The sequence below is a fragment of the Minwuia sp. IMCC3009 genome (assembly GCF_029909415.1).
Classification (GTDB): Bacteria; Pseudomonadota; Alphaproteobacteria; order Minwuiales; family Minwuiaceae; genus Minwuia.
The window spans coordinates 750,830-771,460 of sequence record NZ_CP123781.1 but is presented as its reverse complement, the minus strand read 5'-3'; the positions used below and the strand labels follow the sequence as shown (position 1 = coordinate 771,460).

General features: G+C 65.2%; 18 protein-coding genes. 9 read left to right on the top strand and 9 right to left on the bottom strand.

What is annotated here, in order from left to right:
- The first annotated feature begins 2 nt into the window (after positions 1–2).
- Together QGV55_RS03550 and QGV55_RS03545 are read left to right on the top strand one after the other, a co-directional pair.
- Positions 3–998, top strand: a complete 996-nt coding sequence (locus QGV55_RS03550) for a nicotinate-nucleotide adenylyltransferase (RefSeq protein ID WP_281018236.1) — start codon at positions 3–5, stop codon at positions 996–998.
- A 7-nt stretch (positions 999–1,005) separates the two neighbouring features.
- Positions 1,006–1,467 carry a 23S rRNA (pseudouridine(1915)-N(3))-methyltransferase RlmH gene (locus tag QGV55_RS03545; RefSeq protein ID WP_281018237.1) on the top strand — a complete coding sequence of 154 codons (462 nt, stop codon included), beginning with the start codon at positions 1,006–1,008 and terminating at the stop codon, positions 1,465–1,467.
- Here the strand turns inward: QGV55_RS03545 and QGV55_RS03540 are convergent.
- Complete coding sequence (locus QGV55_RS03540; protein ID WP_281018238.1) at positions 1,455–2,348, bottom strand: LysR family transcriptional regulator; 894 nt, start codon at positions 2,346–2,348, stop codon at positions 1,455–1,457. The two genes, QGV55_RS03545 and QGV55_RS03540, sit on opposite strands and share 13 nt — an antisense overlap.
- 99 nt (positions 2,349–2,447) lie before the next feature.
- Between QGV55_RS03540 and QGV55_RS03535 the strand changes: the two genes are divergently transcribed.
- From QGV55_RS03535 to QGV55_RS03505, 7 genes are all read left to right on the top strand, one after another.
- Positions 2,448–3,764: an aminotransferase class I/II-fold pyridoxal phosphate-dependent enzyme gene (locus tag QGV55_RS03535; protein ID WP_281018239.1), complete on the top strand. Its 1,317-nt coding sequence runs from the start codon at positions 2,448–2,450 to the stop codon at positions 3,762–3,764.
- 77 nt (positions 3,765–3,841) lie between these two features.
- Positions 3,842–5,407, top strand: coding sequence for a 2,3-bisphosphoglycerate-independent phosphoglycerate mutase (gene gpmI / locus QGV55_RS03530; RefSeq protein WP_281018240.1), 1,566 nt, complete (start codon positions 3,842–3,844; stop codon positions 5,405–5,407).
- On the top strand, positions 5,394–6,605 hold the full coding sequence (locus QGV55_RS03525) for a peptidoglycan DD-metalloendopeptidase family protein (protein WP_281018241.1): 1,212 nt from the start codon (positions 5,394–5,396) through the stop codon (positions 6,603–6,605). Before gpmI ends, QGV55_RS03525 begins: the two co-directional genes overlap by 14 nt.
- A gap of 2 nt (positions 6,606–6,607) precedes the next feature.
- Positions 6,608–7,885, top strand: a complete 1,278-nt coding sequence (locus QGV55_RS03520; protein WP_348637653.1) for a S41 family peptidase — start codon at positions 6,608–6,610, stop codon at positions 7,883–7,885.
- Between the two features lie 51 nt (positions 7,886–7,936).
- Positions 7,937–9,379 carry a divergent polysaccharide deacetylase family protein gene (locus QGV55_RS03515; RefSeq protein WP_281018243.1) on the top strand — a complete coding sequence of 481 codons (1,443 nt, stop codon included), beginning with the start codon at positions 7,937–7,939 and terminating at the stop codon, positions 9,377–9,379.
- A gap of 9 nt (positions 9,380–9,388) precedes the next feature.
- Entirely contained in the window at positions 9,389–9,865 is a 477-nt protein-coding gene (locus tag QGV55_RS03510; protein WP_281018244.1) for an RNA pyrophosphohydrolase, read from the top strand.
- A gap of 33 nt (positions 9,866–9,898) precedes the next feature.
- On the top strand, positions 9,899–10,651 hold the full coding sequence (locus tag QGV55_RS03505) for an SDR family oxidoreductase (protein WP_281018245.1): 753 nt from the start codon (positions 9,899–9,901) through the stop codon (positions 10,649–10,651).
- Between the two features lie 13 nt (positions 10,652–10,664).
- On the opposite strand, the gene QGV55_RS03500 is transcribed toward QGV55_RS03505, so the two are convergent.
- The 8 genes from QGV55_RS03500 to fliM form a co-directional block, all read right to left on the bottom strand.
- A complete protein-coding gene (locus QGV55_RS03500; RefSeq protein ID WP_281018246.1) occupies positions 10,665–11,408 on the bottom strand; it encodes a hypothetical protein in 744 nt (247 codons plus the stop codon).
- Positions 11,398–13,698, bottom strand: a complete 2,301-nt coding sequence (locus tag QGV55_RS03495) for a polysaccharide biosynthesis tyrosine autokinase (RefSeq protein ID WP_281018247.1) — start codon at positions 13,696–13,698, stop codon at positions 11,398–11,400. Before QGV55_RS03495 ends, QGV55_RS03500 begins: the two co-directional genes overlap by 11 nt.
- A 432-nt stretch (positions 13,699–14,130) precedes the next feature.
- Positions 14,131–17,067: a hypothetical protein gene (locus QGV55_RS03490; protein WP_281018248.1), complete on the bottom strand. Its 2,937-nt coding sequence runs from the start codon at positions 17,065–17,067 to the stop codon at positions 14,131–14,133.
- Positions 17,064–17,663: a flagellar motor protein MotB gene (locus tag QGV55_RS03485; RefSeq protein ID WP_281018249.1), complete on the bottom strand. Its 600-nt coding sequence runs from the start codon at positions 17,661–17,663 to the stop codon at positions 17,064–17,066. Before QGV55_RS03485 ends, QGV55_RS03490 begins: the two co-directional genes overlap by 4 nt.
- Positions 17,660–18,373 (bottom strand): hypothetical protein, encoded by a 714-nt coding sequence (locus tag QGV55_RS03480; RefSeq protein ID WP_281018250.1) that lies wholly within the window; start codon positions 18,371–18,373, stop codon positions 17,660–17,662. Before QGV55_RS03480 ends, QGV55_RS03485 begins: the two co-directional genes overlap by 4 nt.
- A 74-nt stretch (positions 18,374–18,447) precedes the next feature.
- The gene (locus QGV55_RS03475; RefSeq protein WP_281018251.1) at positions 18,448–19,137 is read right to left on the bottom strand and encodes a hypothetical protein; all 690 of its coding nucleotides are present in this window, start codon (positions 19,135–19,137) and stop codon (positions 18,448–18,450) included.
- A gap of 4 nt (positions 19,138–19,141) precedes the next feature.
- Positions 19,142–19,597 carry a DUF6468 domain-containing protein gene (locus QGV55_RS03470; RefSeq protein WP_281018252.1) on the bottom strand — a complete coding sequence of 152 codons (456 nt, stop codon included), beginning with the start codon at positions 19,595–19,597 and terminating at the stop codon, positions 19,142–19,144.
- Complete coding sequence (fliM, locus tag QGV55_RS03465; protein ID WP_348637654.1) at positions 19,594–20,598, bottom strand: flagellar motor switch protein FliM; 1,005 nt, start codon at positions 20,596–20,598, stop codon at positions 19,594–19,596. Before fliM ends, QGV55_RS03470 begins: the two co-directional genes overlap by 4 nt.
- Positions 20,599–20,631 lie beyond the last annotated feature (33 nt).

The window sequence follows — 20,631 nt, the reverse complement described above, 5'->3', positions numbered from 1 at the left end:
GCATGAGACACGTTCGGGGCCTGCGGATCGGTCTGCTGGGGGGATCCTTCAATCCCGCCCATGAGGGCCATCGCCATATCAGCCTGACGGCCCTGAAACGGCTGGGACTGGACGAGGTCTGGTGGCTGGTCTCGCCACAGAACCCCCTGAAGAGCGAGCAGGGCATGGCACCACTGGCATCGCGCATGTACGGGGCCATCGCCGTGTCCGCCCATCCGCGCATCCGGGTGACGGACATCGAACGGCACCTGGGGACCCGTTACACACGCGACACGGTCCGGGTCCTGCAGAAGCGGTTTGCCGACCACCACTTCGTCTGGCTGATGGGGGCCGACAATCTGGCGCAATTGCCACGCTGGGCCCGCTGGCCGGAACTGGTAGAGAGTGTACCCGTTGCCGTGTTCGACCGTGCGCCCTATTCTCACAACGCCCTGTCGGGACAGGCGGCGACCCGATACCGCCGTGCCTTGCTGCCGCAGGACCGGGCGCGCGACCTCTGGCGGAAGACACCGCCGGCGCTGACCTTCATCCGGATGCGCCGGAGCGCACTTTCCGCCACAGCCATTCGCGACGGAACGATGACAGACAACGGGCTGGCGCAAGGCCCGCGAATCAGGAGAATGGATATCGTCACTGGCACAAAGGGACCGGACAGGAACTTGCTGGATCTGATTGAAACGTCACTCGATGACGACCAGGCCGAGCAGATCGTACGCATCGATCTGCAGGGCAAGACAGAGATCGCCGACTACATGCTTGTTGCATCAGGTCGGTCCTCACGGCATGTCGCCGCAATCGCCGACCACATTGTCGAGAAGCTGAAGGCATCCGGCCACGGACGCCCGAAGGTGGAGGGCATGCCCACCTGCGACTGGGTGCTGGTCGATGCGGGCGACATCATCGTTCACGTCTTCCGCCCCGAAGTGCGGGAATTCTACAATCTGGAGAAGATGTGGGCGGTGGATCTGGGTACCGCCGGAGAGCAGGCAGCGTCCTGACCTCGCGGTGCTGAAGGTCACGCTGCTCAGCGTCGGGCGCTTCGGACGCGGGCCGGAGCGGGATCTGTTCGACACCTATGCAAAGCGCCTTTCCTGGCCGCTGGACCTGCAGGAGATCGAGGATCGCAAGGGCGGTTCCGACGCGGAACGCAATGCCCGCGAGAACCAGATGCTGCGGGACCGCTCGGCGGGTGCCCAGGCCATCATCGCCCTGGACGAAGGTGGCGAACTGCTCGACAGCCGGGGCTTTGCCGCGCGCCTGCAGAGCCTGGCCGACGACGGCCGCCGGGACATCGCGGTCCTGATCGGCGGCGCCGACGGGCTGGAAAAGGCGACGCGCGCGACCGCCAGCCTGTCCCTCAGCCTCGGACGGCTGACCTGGCCGCACCTGATGGTCCGCGCCATGCTGGCGGAGCAGCTCTATCGCGCCCAGACGATCCTGTCCGGTCACCCCTATCACCGGGACTGATCTTCCCCGGACAATGCCCCGACGATCGCCTGGACCTGACCCGACCGCTGCAGGGTCATGGAGGTCTCCAGCATGAGCTTTCGCCCTGACGCTACCCTTGCGCCGAATGGCGCAACCAGTTCGCCAGCCGCCAGCGCATCCTCGACGAGACAGTCGTGGCCCATCAGAATACCGGCGCCAGCCTTCGCCTCCGAAAGTGCCAGACTGTAGAGCGAATAGCTCAATCCCCTGCGCCCGGTCGGCAAGGTGACTCCGCAGGCCCGCGCCCAGTCCTGCCAGTCCGTGGCCCAGGTCTGATCGTGCAGCAGGGTCATCTGCCGCACGTCTTCCGGTCCATGCAGGTCCGCAGCCATGGCTGGTGCGCAAACCGGGAACATGTGCCCATCGGACAGCGGGATGCCTGTCGGACAATCGTCTTCAGGACGCATGAACAGTGAAAGGTCAAATGGCTCCCGCGTCATGCCCGGCGGAGCTTCAAGCGCGAAGACTGCGACTTCCGCCGGCGCAATCGCAGCGCGCAATCCGGCCAGCCGTGGCGAAAGCCAGAGCAATGCAACGCTGGGCATTGCCGCAACATTGATGCTGCGCATCCCGCGCGCCGCCCGCAGCCTGCCAACCGCTTCACCGAGCTGATCGAAGGCCGCAGTGAAGCCCGGAGCCAGTTCCGCGCCCGCCGCTGTCAGACGGACGCCCTGGGAACGGCGTTCGAACAGGGCGACACCTGCCCACGCCTCCAGTGCCTTGATGTGCTGCGACACCGCCCCCGGTGTGACGCACAGTTCCTCCGCCGCCTGCGCGATCCCGCCAAGGCGTGACGCCGCCTCGAACGCACGCAGGGCGTTCAGCGGGGGTCCTTTCGGGCGGGGAGGTGCAACTGCCATGGCATGACCCTTAGAATTTCTACGGCGATTTTTACGAAAGCTGCTTTGCCCGATCAATCCCCTGATGGCAGCATTCGGTCATCCAGACGGGAGAGCATGATGACCATCGCAAAGCGGGAATGGGTGCCGGAGACCAGCGAGAGCCTTGTCCAGGCGATTGCCAGAGAAACATCGGATTCCGCTTCCGCGACCATACTGGATCGCATCGAAGCGCTGGCGGACAGGAACCGGGACATCCACGAGAGGGAATGTTTCAACCTCAATCCGGCCACCAACGTCATGAACCCGAAGGCGGAGGCGCTGCTGGCATCCGGCATCGGCTCCCGCCCGTCACTCGGCTATCCCGGCGACAAGTACGAGATGGGGCTGGAAGCGATCGAGGAGATCGAGGTCATCTGCGCGACACTCTGCGCGGAGGTCTTCGACGCGGCGCATGCCGAGATCCGGGTGCCGTCAGGCGCCATCGCCAATCTGTTCGGCTTCATGGCGACCTGCCAGCCGGGCGACACCATCATCGCCCCGCCGCCGTCCATTGGCGGTCACGTCACCCATCATCTGGCTGGCTGCGCGGGACTCTACGGTCTGCGCACTGTTCCTGCGCCGGTTGATGCGGACGGCTACACGGTCGATGTGGCCGCGCTGGCTGATCTCGCCGACCGGGAGCGGCCAAGGCTGATCACCGTCGGCAGCAGCCTGAACCTGTTCGAGCATCCGGTGCGGGCGATCCGGGAGATCGCCGACGGGATCGGGGCAAGGGTGATGTTCGATGCGGCACACCAGTGCGGCATCATCGCGGGCAAGGCATGGAAGAACCCCCTGAAGGAAGGGGCGCATTTCATGACCATGAGCACCTACAAGAGCCTGGGTGGTCCCGCCGGCGGCCTGATCGTTTCCGATGATGCCTGGATCGCGGAGCGGCTGGACGCCATTGCCTTCCCCGGCATGACCGCCAACTTCGATGCCGCCAAGTCGGCCGCACTCGCCGTTACCATGCTGGACTGGCGGGACTTCGGCGAGGCCTATGCCAGGCGCATGATCGAAACCTCCGTCGGGCTGGCGCGCGCGCTGGCGACGCGCGGACTGAAGGTCTTCGCCGCCGATCAGGGCCACACGCAGTCGCACCAGTTCGCGGTGGAGGCGGCCCCGCTCGGTGGTGGTCAGGCGGCATCGCGGAAGCTGCGCCAGGCCGGGTTCCTAGCCTGCGGCATCGGTCTGCCCCTGCCGGACGTGGCGGGCGACATGAACGGCTTGCGCATCGGTACGCCGGAACTGGTACGCTGGGGCACAGGACCGGAGCATGTCGAACCGCTTGCGGACCTGATCGTCGAAGCCTTGCGGAGCAACGCGCCGGAGACCGTGCTGCCACGCGTCTCCGCCTTCCGGCAGACCTTCGACCGGTTGCATTTCATGCATTGAGTGCTGACCTGAAGTCTGGCAGGCCCGGCGGACCAACCGGCTGGAGTACCCTGCGCGGATCAGGTAGAAGCAGCACCATGAGCAAAGACACGAAGACTGAAACGACCGGACCCGTTGTCCTGTGCATCCTGGACGGCTGGGGCCATCGCGAAGATCCGACGGACAACGCCATTGCGCTGGCCAAAGCACCCAACTGGCGTGAACTCAGCCGCACGTGCCCCCAGAGCCTGATCGAGACATCCGGCCTCGCCGTCGGTCTGCCTGACGGACAGATGGGCAATTCCGAAGTGGGCCACATGAACATCGGTGCAGGCCGGGTGGTGATGCAGGACCTGCCGCGCATCGATGCCGCGATCCAGGATGGCAGCCTGCAGAAGGATGCCCGGCTGAAGCAGATGGCCGCCACCTGCCCCACCGTTCACATTCTGGGGCTGCTCTCACCGGGCGGCGTCCACGCGCATCAGGGCCATGTCGTGGCGCTGGCGCAGGCCCTTGTCGATGGCGGGGCAGAGGTACTGGTCCACGCCATTCTGGATGGGCGTGACACCCCGCCGAAGAGCGCCGCGGAATATCTGGATGCGGTTGATCGCGCACTGCCGCACGGCGCGCGGATCGCGACCCTGATCGGACGCTACTGGGCCATGGACCGCGACAAGCGCTGGGACCGGGTCGAGATTGCCTGCAATGCGCTGGTCAATGGCGTCGCCACCGCGTTCCCGGACTGGAAGACCGCTCTGGAAGACGCCTACAGCGCCGATGAAACCGACGAGTTCGTCAAGCCGCGCCGCATTTCCGGCTTCGACGGCATGGCGGACGGCGACGGGCTGGTGATGGCGAACTTCAGGGCCGACCGCGCACGCGAGATCCTGACGGCCTTGCTGGACCCGCATTTCGATGGCTACCGGCGCGACCGAACGATGCGGTTCGGTGGAGCCATCGGCATGACGGAATATTCCGAGGCGCTCAATCCGTTTCTGCAGGCCCTGTTCCCGTCGGAGGATATGCCGGACACGCTGGGCGAGGTCGTTGCCCGGTCCGGCCGCAGGCAGCTCCGGATCTCCGAAACCGAGAAATACGCCCACGTCACGTTCTTCCTCAATGGCGGACAGGAGCAGCAGTACGAGGGCGAGGACAGGATCCTGATCCCCTCCCCCGACGTCGCGACCTATGACCTGCAGCCGGAAATGTCCGCCGGGGAAGTCACGGACCGGCTGGTGGAGCGGATCGCTGACGGCCAGACGGACCTGATCGTGGTGAACTTCGCCAATCCGGACATGGTCGGACACACCGGCGATCTCGCGGCGGCGATCCGGGCCGTGGAGACCATCGATACCTGCCTCGGTCGGCTCGCCGACGCCATCAGGAAAGCGGATGGCACGCTGCTGATCACGGCGGATCACGGCAATCTGGAGATGATGAGCGACCCGGAAACGGGGCAGCCGCATACCGCGCACACCACCAACCCGGTACCCCTGACCATGGTCAACGGGCCGGACGGCATGGCGCTGGAGCCGGGCCGCCTGGCGGACCTTGCACCGACCGTGCTGAATCTGATGGGTCTGCCGCAGCCGGCAGCCATGACCGGCAAGTGCCTGCTGACCCCTGCCGGCGCCCTGGAAACGGAACACCGTGTGGCAAGTTGAGCCGGTCCTGTCGTTCCTGAAGGCATCGCGCACCCGACTGCTCCTGCCCCTGGCGCTGGTCATGCCCCTGTCGCTGCCCGCGCTGGCCCAGGAGAAGACGCTGGATCCGGATGCGCAGCTGAAAGTGCTGGAACAGACCCGCGAAGAGACGGAAGCACGGCTGCAGGGTCTGCAACGCGACGCGAAGCGGTTCGCGGAGGAGAACAGGGAACTCTCGGAGAAGCTGGCAGCAGCGGCCGAAGCGGTTCGGCAGGCGGAGCGGGAGAGCAGCGGCGCGGAAACGACTGTCGCGGACCTCGATTCGCAGATTCAGGCACGGACCGTCGCCCTGACCCAGCGCCGCAGGGAACTGGCGGCAACCCTCTCGGCCCTGCTCGGCCTGGCCCGGATGCCGACGCTGGCCGTGGTCGCCCAGCCGGGGCAGGTCGCCGAGAACGCGATGACCGCCTCCGCGCTCGCAGGGATCACGCCGGTGCTGCAGGGCCGGGTGGCCGGGTTGCAGCAGGCGCTTCTGGCGCTTGAGCAACTCAAGGAACGCCAGGTCACCGCGCGCCAGCACGCCACCCGGACAATCGCGCGTCTCCAGTCGGAGCGCGATGAACTGGAGCTGCTGCTGCGCCAGCGCAGGGACCAGCTCGGTGCGCTCAGCATCGCCCGCGAGATCGAGAGCACGCGCCTGGCACGGCTGGCCGCCCGGGCACGCGACCTCAACAGCCTGATGGACCGGCTGGCTCCCGTCACCACCCTGGCGGCGATACCCGCGAAACCCGCGAGGCGCGTAGGGATCGAGGCCCTGAAGGGGCGTCTGCCCTTCCCGGCGGAGGGGACTGTCGTGCATCACTTCGGCGATCACCGCCCCGGTGCGCCCGGAGAAGTGCAAGGCCTCACAATTTCGACACGTTCCAGTGCTTTGGTCACCGCACCGCATGATGGTACGGTAAGCTTTGCAGGGCCGTTCCGATCCTATGGACGGTTGTTGATCATGGATCTGGGCGACGGCTATCATCTGCTGATCGCCGGGCTGGCGCAGAGCGACGTGACTGTGGGTCAATGGTTGCTCGCCGGTGAGCCGATCGGCAGCATGACGCGGACTACGGACGGAAAGCGACCCGAACTTTATCTGGAACTGCGTCGCAACGGATCGCCTGTCGATCCTTTGCCATGGATGGCGCCGAGCAAGGGAAAGAGCAGCGGCTGATGATGAAGCGGATTATTCGCGTGGCACTGGTGTCCGCGCTGTTGGCGGGGCCTGTGGGCCTCATGACCACGACGGCACAGGCACAGCAGACGAAAGCCTATGACTACGACCTGCTGACCCTGCTGGGCGATGCGATTGCCAAGATTCGCGACAGCTACGTCGAACCCGTGGATGACGCCAAGCTGATCGAGGCTGCGGTCAACGGGATGCTCAAGTCCCTCGACCCGCACTCCGCCTTCCTGCCGCCGGAGCAGGTCAAGCAGATGCAGGTCAGCATCAAGGGCGAGTTCGGCGGCCTGGGTATCGAAGTCACGATGGAGGACGGCTACGTCAAGGTCGTCACCCCCATCGACGATACGCCTGCGGCCCGCGCAGGCGTGCAGCCCAACGACCTGATCACCCATATCGACGGGGAAGCGGTGCTGGGCCTCAGCCTGACCGAGGCGGTGAAGAAGATGCGCGGCGCGGTGGGCACGGACATCCTGCTGATGGTCAACCGCAGCGGTGTGGCCGAGCCTTTCGAGATCACCATCACCCGGGCGGTCATCAAGGTGCAGTCCGTGCGTGCGCGCGCTGAAGGCAATGTCGCCTACATCCGCATATCCAGCTTCTCCGAGCAGACCGAATCCGGCCTGCGCAGTTCGATGCGGAAGCTGAAGGAAGAGCTCGGCGACAATATCGAGGGCGTGATTCTCGACCTGCGGAACAATCCCGGCGGTCTGCTGGATCAGGCCATTGCCGTTTCGGATGCGTTCCTGGATCGGGGCGAGATCGTCTCCACCCGGGCACGCGACGTTTCGGCCATCGAACGCTACAACGCCAAGCCGGGCGATCTGGCCAGCGGCCTGCCGGTCATCGTGCTGATCAACGGCGGTTCGGCCAGTGCGTCGGAGATCGTGGCCGGCGCCCTGCAGGACCACAAGCGTGCGATCCTGATGGGCACCAAGAGCTTCGGCAAGGGCTCCGTCCAGTCGATCATGCAGCTTGGCGGCGGCAATCAGCTCAAGCTGACGACGGCGCGCTACTACACGCCGTCCGGCAACTCGATCCAGGCCAAGGGCATCGTCCCGGACATTGACGTGCCGCAGGCACGGCTGGAACTGCTCGAAACCAGCCAGAGGTCGGAAGCGGACCTGCGCAACCGTCTCGACAATGATACCGACGCGAACAGCAGTGAGGGTGACACCGTGGCCGAGCCCGAGCAGCGGACGGACTATCAGCTGCAGCGTGCACTCGACGCCATCCACACCATCACCATCGCGCGCGCCAGTCTGAAATAGACCGGCGGGGCGACTTTCCAGATGGCTGACCGAGCAGCAGGAACGGGCCGAATGCCTCTGGCACAGATCGGGCTGTTCGCTGCGACCGCGATCTTCCTGGGTGTTGTCGGCGGTACGGCCGGTTGGCTGGCCCTGACGGACCCGGGCGGAAATGCCATGCCCGCAGCAACCGACCAGGCCGCCGCCGAGCATGGCGAGACCGGTCATTCGGACAACGGTCATGCGGAAGCCGGCCATGGAAGTGCCGATCATGGTGATTCCGGCCAGGCCGAATCCGGGCACGGTTCCGGCCAGGGGGATCACGCCGGTACCGCCGCCCGTGGGGAGAGTTCGGCACACGGTTCGGACAGCGGCCACGCCAGCGGAGATGCGCATGCATCGGCGCATGAGGAATCCGCGCATGATCAGGCCCACGGCAAGACCGAATCGGACCAGCATGAGTCCCCGGCCACGGACAGCCATGCCGCACGAACCGACGGACACGCGCCGGCGACAGCCGACCATGACGCCGCATCGCATCGGGACTCCGACCACGGCACAGACACAGCGCATGGCTCCGCGCCGACGGACCACCACCAGTCGCCCGCCGCCGCCGAGACACCGCGGGTGGCCATGGCGCCTGCCGCCGTCCCGAACGTCGGTTCCGCGCCGGAGGCACCGCCCGTGGTGGTGTCCCCCAATCGCGTGCCACTGGCACCTGCACCGGACCCCGCGATCACCAGCGAAGGGCGCTATGGCCCGCTGCCGATCCGCTCCGCCGAGGGCAAGCTGCCCTGGAAGGTCTATGCCCGCCCCTTCGACGCGGCGACGGGTATTCCGCGCATCGCCATCGTCGTGACCAACATGGGACTGGCCGAACAGCCGACGCTGGCCGCGATCCAGGACCTGCCGGGGGAGGTCACGCTTGCCTTCAGTCCCTATTCGAACCGACTGGCGGAATGGGTCCCGGCCGCCCGCGCCGCCGGACACGAGGTGCTGCTGCAACTGCCCATGGAGCCCCGCAGCACGGAGTTCAACGACCCCGGCAACAAGGCGCTGCTGACCGCCAACTCCCCCGAGGTCAACCTCGACCGCATGGAATGGGTGTTGAGCCGGGCTGAAGGCTATGTCGGCCTGACCAACCTGATGGGATCACGTTTCACGGTCTCGCCAAGGGACATGCAGCCCGTTCTGGTGGCCATGGACCAGCGCGGCCTGCTCTACATCGATTCACGGGAAAGCCCGGCCTCGATCGCCGGAAAGCTGGCTGTCGAGATGGGTCTGCCTGCGGCCACCAACGATCGTTTCATTGACGCCGAGGCTGCACGGGGCCCCATCGACACCCGCCTTGCCCAGCTGGAACAGCTTGCCCTGAGCAGGGGCAGCGCGGTGGGCTTTGCCGCCGATTATCCCGTCGCCATCGAGCGGCTGCGGTTCTGGATCGCCGGTCTGAAGGACAGGGGCTTTGTCCTCGCACCCGTCTCCGCCGTCGTGCGCACCGCGAACCCTGAATAGGCCGACAGCATGAACAAGTCCGATCTGCCCTATCGCCCGTGTGTCGGCATCATGCTGGTGAACGCCGACAATCAGGTGTTCGTCGCCCGCCGCATCGACCAGCAGGTCGAGGCCTGGCAGATGCCGCAGGGCGGCATCGATGCCGGTGAAGATCCGGAGACGGCGGTCTTCCGGGAGATGAAGGAAGAGATCGGCACCGACAACGCCGAGATCCTCGCGGTCAGCGAAGGCTGGATCAACTACGACCTGCCCGATGATCTGGTCGGGAAGGTCTGGAAGGGCCGGTATCGCGGCCAGACGCAGAAATGGTTCCTGCTGCGGTTCAACGGTGATGACAGCGAGATCGATATCGCGACGGAACATCCGGAATTCGATGCCTGGCGCTGGGCATCCTTCGCCGATCTGGCCGATCTGGTGATCCCGTTCAAGCGCGAGAGCTATCAGCAGGTGATGGCGGCATTCGCTCACCTGTTTCAGGACAGATGAACTAACGGCAGAAAGACTTCCTGGGGGGATGACATGACAGACAGGGTTGCAATCATCACGGGCGCGGGTTCCGGGGTCGGGCGGGCAGTTGCCCTGACCCTGCTGGGTGCCGGATACAGGGTCGCACTGGCCGGTCGCCGGGCCGAGGCACTGCAGGAGACGGCGGAGCTGTCGAAGGCCGCCGCCGATGATGTTCTGACAGTGCAGTGCGATGTCGGCGACCCTGAAGCGGTGAAGGCCCTCTTCGACAGCACCAGCGCGCGCTTCGGGCGGCTGGATGTGCTGTTCAACAATGCCGGGTCCGGCACACCGCCGATGCCGCTGGAGGATATTCCGGTGGAGAGCTGGCAGGCGGTGGTCAATGCCAACCTCTCGGGCGCGTTCTACTGCACCCAGCAGGCCTTCCGGATGATGAAGGCGCAGTCACCGCAGGGCGGGCGCATCATCAACAATGGCTCCATCTCCGCCCATACGCCGCGTCCGTTCTCGGCCCCCTATACCTCGACCAAGCACGCGATGACGGGCCTGACGAAATCCACATCGCTGGATGGCCGGGCCTATGGCATCGCCTGCAGCCAGATCGACATCGGCAATGCCGAAACCCCGATGACCGCCCGCATGCCGCTGGGCGTCCCGCAGGCGGACGGCTCCATGGCGCCGGAACCGGTGATGGACGTGCAGCACGTCGCGGACGCAGTGCTGCACATGGCCAACCTGCCACTGGATGCGAACGTGCTGTTCATGACCGTCATGGCCACCAACATGCCCTTCGTCGGACGGGGATAGGAACGGGGCGCGCTTACAGCGGGGGCCGGTAACCCGGCGTGCGGCGCTGCAGGTAGACATCAAGGAAGGCACGCATCAGTTCCGGGTCGTCGGCCAGCGCCTGCTGGACCAACGGCAGGGCCGCACGGTGCAGCACGGTCTCTGCCAGGATGCGGGGATTGTAGCGGGCAAGCCCCCTGATCTGGGCGAGGACCCGGTCCTGCTGCCTTTCATCGAGTACGGGCCACAGGATGAGTCCCAGGATGACCCTGGGCTTCATCAGGCCGATTACCTGCGGGCCCGTCTCCAGTGACATGGCGAAGGCGAAGGCCGAGCGTGCACCGACACCATCCTGCATCAGTTCCGACTGCGCCAGACGCAGCCAGACGTAAGGCTGGGCCGGATTGTTGCCGAGCGACATGCGCCCGGCGCCAATGGCCCGGTTGACCGCATCCATCCATTCATCGGAACCGACAGGCAGCATGCGCGCGGCAACCATCTCGATCAACGCCAGATCGCGATACGCCCGATAGTCGCGCGGGATGGATCTGGCCGCGGTCGCGAAGGCCTTGCGTGCACGCTCGATGGCTGGCTCGCCGATCTTCTCCCCGCGTCTCAGCTTCTCGATGGCGGGTTCACCAGCTGTGGCGTTCACGGCACCGATCAGACGCGGGCCGCTCATCACCACAAGCAGCACACCGGCCGCCGCAATCAGCAGGCCGCCGGTGGAAGCTCCAAAGGGTATGCCGCCTGAGCGCCTGCGGCGCTTACGTGCCATAGTACTTTCCGTAACCCCGGTAGTAATAATAGGAGTCACTGTAGTTGTACTTCTGATGGCGGCGAATATCGACCCGCGTCATGGCAACGCCGGCGAGATCGCCATTGGCTTCCTGCACCTGACGAATACCGGCCAGCACGGCCTCCCGCCGGGTCGAGCCCCAGCGGACGAGGAAGACCGACTTGTCGACATGACGGAGCAGGACAAGAGCGTCGGAGACCGGCAGCACCGGAGGAGTATCGAGGATGACCAGGTCATAGCGACGGCTCAGTTCCTCGATCAGCTGACGCATGGCATTGGAACCGAGGGCGTCCGGCGGGTTCGGAACCTTGGCACCGGCGGTGATGTAGTGCAGGCCAGATTTCAGATCGATCTCGACCGCGTCGTCGATCTCCGCCGCGCCGGTCAGGATCTCGGCCACACCCTTGCCGTTCGGCACACCAAGCGACTCATTCACTGACGGCTTGCGCAGGTCGCAGTCGATCAGGATGGTGCGCTGCCCCGCCTTCGCCGACGCCCGGGCAACGGACACCGCGGTGGCGGTCTTGCCCTCCGCCGGTACGGAAGAGGTGAACATGACGGAGCGCGGACGCTGGTCGATGCTGGACAGCATCAGCGACGTTCGGATCGTTCGTATCGCTTCCGAATAGAGCGAATTCGGCTCGTCGATCACGAAATCCTCCGGCGTCGAGCGGCGGCTGTCGAGCATCGACAGGCGCGGCACCAGACCCAGGGCCGGGACATAGGCGAGCTGCTGCAACTGCTGCAGGGAGCGGAAGCCGGTATCCATGTATTCGATCAGGAAGACCACCAGCACACCCAGGATGGCCGATCCGACCAGAGCGGCGGCGATCGTCAGGTTGCGGCGCGGGAAGCTCGGCTCCAGCGGGGTGCCGGCGCTGTTGATCACGCGGGCACTCGCCTGCTGGGGGCTGCGCTCCTGCAGGTCGACTTCCTTGAAGCGGCTGAGGATGGTGTCATAGAGCTGCTTGGCTGCATTGCGCTCCGATTCCAGCGACCGCAGGGTCACTTCGGAGTCCGTCTGTTCGGCGACCTGGAAGGCCAGCGCCTCGATCTCCGTGTTCAGGTTCTCCACCTTCACCCGCGAAAGCTCCAGCTTGTTGTCCAGAGCGATGACGATCTTGGTGATCTCGGAGCGGATGGCGACCTGCAGGTCAGCCAGTTCGGCGCGCTTGAGCTGCAGCCGGGGATGCTGGTCACGAAGCTGGGTGCGCAGTTCCGCGATCTCGCGCAGCACCTCCGCCTCCTGCTCCCGCAGACGAACGATCAGGGTCGAGTCCAGCACTGCGGTCACGCTTTCGATGCCGTCGGAACCTTCGTTCAGCAGCCGCTTGACCTGGGCAACACGTGCTTCCGCCTCGGCCTGAAGTTCCCGTGCACCGACACGCTGGCGGTTCAGTTCCGCGAGCTGTTCCTGCAACAGCGTGGTCTGATTGCGATAATCGACAACGCCATGGTCGCGGCGGAACTTCTCCAGTGCCTGTTCGGAGTCCAGATAGTCCGCCTTCAGGCGCTCGGCCTCATTGCCGAGAAAACTGGATGCATTCGACGTCGCTTCGCTCTTCTCGGTCCGGGTCGAGTCGACATAGACCTGCGCGAAGGCATTGGCGATCTCGCGGGCAAATCCCGGCTTGTCGGACACGAAACTGATGGAGATGGTGCGTGCGCGCTCCGACGGATCAACGCCCAGGTTGCCGAGCAGACCCTTCAGCACCGCCTGCTTCTCGAACGTCGCGCGCTCCTCCGGCGTCATGCTCTCCAGAACCGAGAGTTGCGGGCTCTCCTGAGAACCGCCGCGCAGGGTGTTCAGCGCACCGCGCACGCCTTCGACCACCGGGTCGGGCAGAACACTCTTCACGGCAGCCTTGACGCCGTCGAACAGGGAAGCCTTGTCCTGGTCACCCCACCAGAGCGCCGAGGGATCCTCGAACAGCCCCATGCGCTTGGCGACTTCCTCCGCCGCGAAGGTGGAGGAGATGATCGCCGCCTGGGTCTCGTTGAAATAGAAGTCCTGCTGCCCCTGCTGCAAAACGTCCTGAATGTTGACGACGCGCTGGTCCTGGATGCCGATCTCGACCTCGGCGGTGGCGACATACAGCGGGGTGCGGGTCTTGACCCAGTAATATGCGAGGGCCGTCACGAACAGCACGATGGCGAGGATGATCAGCTTCCGCCGCCAGACCACACCAAACACATGGCGAAAGCTGATCAGCGACTGATCGCCCTGCGACTGCGCCATGAAGGGCGGCAGTTCCGAGGAATCATCCATGTGCTGTGCCTGCTGCAGAAAACTCACGCTTGCCATATTGCCTGTCCGTCTCGGTTCCACGAGTCCGGCCTGAAAACGAATCACAAACTACGATCATAGACCTGAATTCACAATTCCTTCAGAACCTTACCGGATCATTCTGATATCTGAGCGCAAGACTACGTTACCGAGAAGTTTGCAATTTGCAGCTCGTTACCAATCTCACACAACATGTAGCTACGCGGGAACGCCGCCACACCAGATACCGTGCCTGATCCGATGCCTTTGCGAAGTATTAAGCAACCGTTATGCCAGACTCGGCAAAACGGGCTGAAACACCGGCAAAAAGCGGCAAGACAGTGTGACAGGGCGCACTGAGCCGTCCCGATTCCGGACAGTTCGCAGGTTGAACGGGCCGAAAGCCGGACACCTGGCCGAAAGACCGGCTGCGGATCAGTTGATGGCGCTGAGCGGCCTGTCGCGCAATCTGTCTCGATATGAGGTCATGAAAGCCTCGAACTGGTCGACCTGGGCAATCTCGGCGGCCAGATTGCGAAACTCGGCGCTGTCACGACGGTCTTCGGCAGTGACCACCTGGAACGACGGCCATTCCGGCTGTCCCTGCATCCGTTCTCCGAACGACCGGCGCAACTCGGCCAGCGCGGTACGGTCCCCCGCCAGGGAACTGGCGATGGCAAAGCGCAGGATGTCCCGTCGGGAGTCCTTGTCGAGCGGCTGATCCCCCTCCCTGAGCGACGCAAGCTTGGGCGCCAGGGAAACGGCGGCACGCGCCCACTTGCGGCCCCGCCAGAGGATCTCGGTGCGGACATTGTCGACGTCATCGCCCGACAGGCCGGCCAGCAGGACGAGGGCCCTGTCATAGTTCCCTATCTCGGTAAGCGCCCGGGCTTCCAGCAGCAGGCGTTCGCGCCGCATGCTCTCGCTTATCGACAGGTTCCGCGTGGTCCGCAGCGCCTCGATCGCGTCCTTGGGGCGCCCGTCGAGCAGGTTCAGCACGGCAAGCCGGGTCCCGACCCGAGCCTTCTCGTCCCCGCCCAGACGGTGCATGATCTGATGTTCCAGCAGTTTCGACGCCTCGCCCAGCAGCTCCACGGCGGCCAGCCGGTCCGCCAGTCGGCGGATCATCCGGTCACCGCGTTCGCCATCCGGCGTCAGCTCGCGGAATTCGTAGTAGAGCGCCATGGCGGTGACAGGGGACATTTCCGCCCCCTCCCCGCGCTCGAACAGTCCGGCGAAGACTTCCTTCATCTCACCGGCCAGGGCCTGCGCTTCAGGCATGTCCGGAAACTGTTCGACCGTCTGGCGCATGGCCATCAGGCCCTTGCGGAACTGCCCGTCCTGCACATACAGGTCCGCCAGCCGCTGCATCAGCTCGAACTCGAACACGTCACCGCGCCAGGAGAACCGCAGGCGTTCCAGCCGGTCGATCGCCTCCGCCATGTCGATGCGTTCTTCGTCCAGCAGCAGATTGGTCTCGGCATAGATGGCCCGCGCGCGAACCGGTCGGTAGGGGCTCTGGGCCAGTTCGGTATAGAGCGCACCGGCATCTTCCATGTCACCGGTCATCGCGTGAATGCGGGCAGCGAGTAGTTTTGCCTCCTCCCGTCGCGACTCCGTGCCGGAATGGAGCAGCAGCGCGGAGACCTGTTCCCCGGCGAGTTTCGGGTCGTTCAGGGCGAGCGCGGTCTCGGCGAAGGCGAGGCGCAGTTCCGGCTGCATCTCCTCCGGCATCTTGGACATGACCGGCATGCCGCCCCGGAATTCCCGCCGCGCTTCCGAGAACTCGCGCCGCTTGGCGGCCAGAAGGCCACGAAACAGGGCAACGTCCTGCGCATTCTGCAATTTCGGATGGCGCAGGTCACCTGCAGCTTCGCCGTACTTGCCGGCAAACAGCCGGGCTACACCGCGCAGGGCACGATAGGAAGGGTCCGTGTCGGCGTACTTGTCCTCATCCTCGATCCGGTCCATCACGCCCAGCGCTTCCTGTGCCAGACGGTGTCCGACAAGGAAACGGGCCAGAGCCAGCCGCTCCCCGTTCCGTGCCGCCGGAGTTGCGACCGCGATCCGGTACATCAGTTCCTGGCGCTTCTCGTCGATGTCGTAGTCGCCCTGCCAGGCCGTCAGATCGAAGACACTCTTCGGGCCCGTGTTGCCCTTCTCGCCCGTGATGCCCGGGGGCTGCCCGGCCGCGGATCGCGCCACCTTCTCGCTCTCCTCGGCGAGAAACAGGGTCTCGCGGCCACCGATCGAGAGTCCACGCTCGGTGGTATCAATGTTCAGGGCCTCGGCATGGAACCGGATCGCGATGCCCTGCTGGGTTGGTGGCAGGTCGAACAGGACGTAACGTCTCGCCGGATGGACACCCAGACCAGCCTCCAGCACCGGGACCAGGGCCAGCCTGTCGCCAACGATCGGGTCATCGATCAGGATCGGCGTTCCCGCATCGGCAATGGGCGCAAAGATGCGCGGTCCGGAGGGCGCGTCGGCCTGTGCCTCCAGGCGGATCGCCGTCTCCGCGCGGCCCCGGCCACCACCAATGTCCACGACCCAGTCGTTGCCATCGACGGTGACCGACAGCGCCGCCCCTGCGGCAACGTCGATGCGAACCACTGATCCGCTGGCAGACGGTTCCGTCACCACACGCTCGACCGGCCCCTGGGCAACGGCACCCTGCGGGCCAGGCTCGATCTTCCTGTCCTTGTCGAATGCCAGCCAGACATGCTCGCCGCGATGCACCGCCACGGCGGCCACCCGCTCCGGCCACTGGAAACGCAGGATCGTGCGTCCGGGACGCAGGTCATAGTTCACCTGCACGGCATCGGGATCGACAGCGACGGCCTCCGGCGCAGCGACCGGTTCACGGAACGTCGGTCGCGGGCTGACCTTCGGTGCCGCTGCCGACTCTGTTCTGGTCCTGGCCGGTGCCGGTGCCGTGGTGGGCTGGGGTCTGGCGGTCGGGCGCTTCGGCGTGGCCTTGTCTGCCACAGTGGCGCCCCCCGCCTTCTCGGAAACATCGAGCACCACCTTGCCGCCTGCCTTGAAGTGCTTGCCGAGGCTGCCGCCCTTCAGGACCAGCCGCACCGTGCGACCATCGTCCAGCGCCGCGACCGAGCGGATGGCCCGGGCACCAATGGTGCGGAAGGCGGAGAGGTCGAAGTCCGCCGCGCGGGCAAATGTGACATCGATGGCATCCCCGCTGGCCGAGATCTCGTAGGCCGCGGCCTCGGGCCAGTCGAACACCACACGGCTGAAACCCGGATGATCACCGAAACGGACGCGCACATTGTCTGCGGCCTGGGCCAGACCTGCCAGCGCGGTCAGCCCGATCATGATCACGAACGGAAGGAAACGCAGCACTCTGTTGGTCATGTCTTCGGCTCCTGCGGCTGTCGCACCGCAATCTCAAGTCGGAAGGTATCCAGCCCGGCATCGATGCGGGTCTCGATCGGAACGGCCCCGTCCGGTCCGGCCCCCAATGCACGGGCAGCCGCCTGCGCACGGGCCAGTCCGACGTCATAGACCCCGAAACCCGAGGCGCGGGCTTCGGCCTCGGCCGGGAACATCGCCCTGACGGAAACATCCAGTCCGGAGCCGGCAAGATAGTCGCCCAGCATCGGCAGGAAGTCCGCGGCCTGTTCATCGGTCACCGTCGGACGCAGCAGCACGCCCTGATCGTTGGAACGGACATTCAGGGGCCAGTTGCCCGCCTGGGCCTCCGCCCGGATGACCGTTGCGAGATAATGGACATTGTCCGGCAGGTCCTGAAGGTCCCGCAGCACACCGGTGGCGGGCACCGGCGGTTCCGCCTGAACCAGGCTCCATGCCCCCCTTGCCTTGCTGAGATCGTCCAGCAGGTCCTCCACGCGCGGCGTGTCGAATTCGGACATGGACAGCATCAGCACGAAGAAACCGGTCAGGACCGCGGCCAGGTCCGCGAAGGCGATCAGCCAGGAAGATCGGCTCATGTGGCCCCCTCCCCGTTCCGGGTCAGCACAAGTCTCAGATCGGCTGCGGCACCCTGATCCTCGATCCGAATGGCAAACGCAGAGGCGTCGACCCCCGCGCGAACCAGATCACGGCCCAGGGCCGCAGCCCGGCGGATCGCGAGATCGGACGATTCCCCGGGGGGAACCACCAGGGTGAGCGAGAGACCGTCTGTCCGCCCGAAACCGGCCAGCACCTCCGCCATGCGTCGCATCACGGACAGACGCTGGGTACGGAGCACTGCAGTGTCATCCTGGAAGACGCGGCGCAGCGGCAGGCTGACCACCAGGCCGCCATCGGAGGCGGCGACAATGCTCAGGTCGGGCGCCAGCTCCCGCGGGAACACATCGCTCAGGCGTTGCTCCAGCTCGTCCGCGACCAGCACCATCGGTCGCTGAACCACAGCCGGGCGTGGCTGAACGGGCAGGCCGAGACCGGCCAGCACCGCCTCCGTCCTGGCGGTCGAGATCTCGGCCCTGGCGTTCAGGACGATGAAGAAGGCGAACAGGATCAGGTAGAGCGACAGGAAGAGGATGTTGTTGCCCATCACGCGCCGTTCCACCGGGTCCGTGATGGAGACGATACCCACTTGCGGGTCCGGCACCCATTGCGGCACTGGCTCGGGCACTTCCGGATCATCGTCCGGGGCTTCCGCGTTCTGTCGTGTCCTGCTGTCGCTCGCGCGCACCATGGCTATGCCCGGCCTTCCAGAAAAGGGTAGAGCCACATCATCGGCGGTCATGGTTAAGAAGCGGTGAAGCGCGTTCAGTTCTGCTTGATCACGCTCTCGATGGCCTTCCGGTCCGCGAGTTCGATCGTCAGTTCCTGCGCCCGGCGCGGGGTCATGTTGGCCATGATCGCGGCGATCTTGTTTTCCTTCATGCCGCCCGCGACCTCCAGCAGCACTTCCATGTCGATCTCCTCGAAGATGCGGGCGGCATCCTTCGGCTTCATGCTTTCGTAGACCTTCACCAGCCTGCGCATCTGCTCCGTCTCGGCGGCGTCATGGCGCTCGACAAATGTCTCTATCCGGGTCTCCAGCGCCTGCAGGGTCTCGATCTTCTCGTCGATCCGCTGCTCGGTCGCCTCCAGCAGGTTCTCGCGCACATCCAGGCCGCGCGCCCGTTGCTCGATCTCGTCACGCCGACGCGCGAGATTCTCCAGCAAGGCAATCTCGGCGGGGGAGAAGGTGGAGGGGTCACGATTGGCCAGGCTGTCCGGCGGGTACGGCGAAGCCTTCTCGGACTCTTCACCCGCCACCTCGTCACCGGTCGTTGCCGCCGCCAGCCTGGTTTCCATCTCCGGGGCGGGATCATCGGCGGCGACAGCCTGCGGCAGTCCGATCACGGGCGACACCACGCCCTCGCTGTCCACCAGATAGGTGACCTTAAGGCCGAGCACCAGAGTGGCTGCAACCAGGGTGACAGGCAGAATTCGAACGCCGGGAAGTCGCATGGGATTACCTAACCTGTCTCAGTGCCTTGAGGAGTTTCGATTCCGCATCGCCACGGCCATCGCGCTCGGCGCGGGCCGGCGCAGCGGCGGCGGATACTTCCGCAGGACGCACCGGTGCAGCGGTCGCGGAACTCTTGCGGCTGTCCACGCCCTTTTCGATCCGGTCGGCCACACGTTCGCCCGACGTGGTCACAAGCTGCAGTTCGTCCAGCATGTCGCGTGCCTTGGCCACCCTGGCTTCCAGTTCCAGGCCCACGGCACCGGCAGTATTCTTCAGTTCATCGATGCTGGACCGCGCGCGCTCGGTCGACTGGTCGAAGGACTGCACCAGGGCAGCCATGTCGCCCTGCGCGTTGCGCAACTGGCCAATACGGCGGTTCAGCCTGAAGCAATAGATCACGGTGGCGGTCAGCAGCACGACCAGCAGCACATCCAGCAGCAGGTTCATGTCCATGGTCATGATCCGTCTCCCTGTTTGCGGTAGGCCCGATCAATCTTCACCGAGATGTTCTGTCCCCGACGGCCCATGTTGCCCGCGGCCATCGGAATGCCACCGCAGTTGAGGCGGATCGCGCTGTCCGGCGAGGCATTGAGCATCATCGTGTCGCCCACCTTCATGCGCATGACCTTCGACAGCGGCAGGGTCTGCTCATCCAGTACCGCCACCAGGTCGACATCGGTCTTCCAGAGTTCGGTGGCCAGATGGTTCTCCCAGATCGAGTCACGACCGAACTTCTCGCCCATGAACATCTGCAGCAGCAGTTCGCGAATGGGCTCCAGCGTGGCATAGGGCAGCAGCACGTCCAGCCGCCCGCCACGGTCTTCCATGTCGATCCGCAGCTTGATGACGATGGCCGCATTGGCAGGACGGGCGATCGTGGCGAAACGGGGGTTGGTCTCGACCCGGTCGAAGTTGAAGGCGACCGGCGACAGCGGCTCGAACGCGGCGGACATGTCAGCCAGCACCACCGCCACCATTCGCTCCACCAGGTTGCGTTCGATGGTGGTATAGGGCCGCCCCTCGATCCGCATGGCGGCAGTGCCGCGGCGACCGCCCAGCAGCACATCGACGATGGAGTAGATCAGGGAGGAGTCGACGGTGATCAGGCCGTAGTTGTCCCATTCAACCGCGCGAAACACCGACAGGATCGCGGGCAGCGGGATGGAATTCAGATAGTCGCCGAACCTGACGGAGGTGATGTTGTCCAGCGCCACCTCGACATTGTCGGACGTGAAGTTGCGCAGGCTGGTGGTCATCATGCGGACCAGCCTGTCGAACACGACCTCCAGCATCGGCAGGCGTTCGTAGTTGACCAGCGCGGAGTTGATGATCGCCTTGATGCCGGACTTCTCGCCGTCATCGTCGCCATCGGCATCAAAGCCGAGCAGGCTGTCGATCTCGTCCTGGTTCAGGATCCGGTTGTTTGCCCCGAAGGAACTTTCCGGATCATCGCCCAGCATCAACTCGCTGTCACTTGCCTGGGGTTCAACCGC